General features: G+C 38.6%; 2 protein-coding genes. Both read left to right on the forward strand.

Features of this window, described 5'->3' with window-relative positions; all coding sequences use genetic code 11:
• Positions 1–1,186: hypothetical protein (locus ACOVO2_RS15545; protein ID WP_421770858.1), on the forward strand; the 1,186-nt coding region annotated here is incomplete at its 5' end.
• On the forward strand, positions 1,183–1,391 hold a 209-nt coding region (locus ACOVO2_RS15550; protein WP_421770859.1), incomplete at its 3' end, for a hypothetical protein. The genes ACOVO2_RS15545 and ACOVO2_RS15550, both read left to right, overlap by 4 nt.

Here is a 1,391-nt window from a genome sequence, read left to right on the forward strand (position 1 = left end):
AAACGCATTTAAAATTGCCCAAAATATGCTCAAATACACGCTTGCAGTATTGCTTTTTGTTTTACCGAAGGTAGCTTGGTGCTTGGCCGATACCCTCAAAATTGCCAATACGGGAAATCTCTCCGAACGCACGGTTGGTCTTAAACTATTAACAACTATTGGCGAAAACAATAGTCGTCTTCATACTTTTCATATCTCAACTCAAGAAGATAGCATAGCTATTTCTTTGAAAGCAGAGGTGATAAAAAATGATACGCTATTTTTAATGCAGGATAACAGCGAGGAAGCCCGTAATCGTATCTATGGCTTGTTGGGCTGCGAAGAAGCTGATTTAAAAACCAAGTATTATACGCCCGACCCACGTTTTGGCACTGACGTAATCAACCATTTAATAAATCGTATTTATAGTTTGCCCAATCATCAATCTTCTTTGGTAATTTCGCCCATTACAGTTGCTGATGAGCCAGTGGCTTCGTCGAGTGGTTTTTTCACCAAAGAAATGCTCTGGGGAATCATCGGAATTTTGGTTTTGACAATCGGTTTACTAACTTATTTATATCTCATGGCAAAAAAGAAAACAACTTCGACCAGTGACGACCCACTAAAAGATAAGATTAATGAAATAAAAAGCGAGTTGGGCATGAGAGGCAACTACTCCGATTTGTCGGCCCTTGATGCCTTGCTAAATAAATACTTCGATTCGATAAAATTGGGTAAAGATTACGAAGAACTGAGCCGAGAATTGGAAAGTACTAAACAAAGCCATCAACGAGCTTTGCAGGAAATTGAGACGCAGAACAGCCAAGAAAAAGAATATCTGACTGCCATTCTGAACGAATACGTTAGGCCGTTTATCGTGCATTTCAAAGACGATACCGACTACCCAGCCAACCGAGAAACCCAACAAAAACTCGTTGAGAATCTGCTGCCTTTGGCTTTTCATTTTATGAGTTATGTGAAGCACAAAAATGGCGTGAGCAATGAGCAAGATATGCTTAATCTGCAACAGTTCCGAAACCCACAAATTCATTCGTTGCTTAAAACCATTGATTTTTCGGCCAATACGACCAACACCGATAATAAATTGGTGCTTCATATCATTGATGTGCTGAAACAGTACGAAGTCAATGAGTTAAAAAATGTGAATATCAATGGGTATATCATTAAAAACGATTCGTCAAAATGACCAAATCAAAAATTATAATTTTGTCGTTGCTGTTGATTGGTTTGGTGGTGGGTCTTTACTTTTTTCTGAATTTATTTTCGCTGTTTTTGTGTGGCGTTATTGTGTTTTCGTTGTTGTTTTTTCTCGGAATCATCAGTTCTGAGCGAATCATCGACGGGCCAGAATTTCAGAAAAGATTTCCGAGCCTAAACAAACAAGAACTCAA

This window comes from Emticicia sp., assembly GCF_049241225.1.
Lineage (GTDB): Bacteria > Bacteroidota > Bacteroidia > Cytophagales > Spirosomataceae > Emticicia.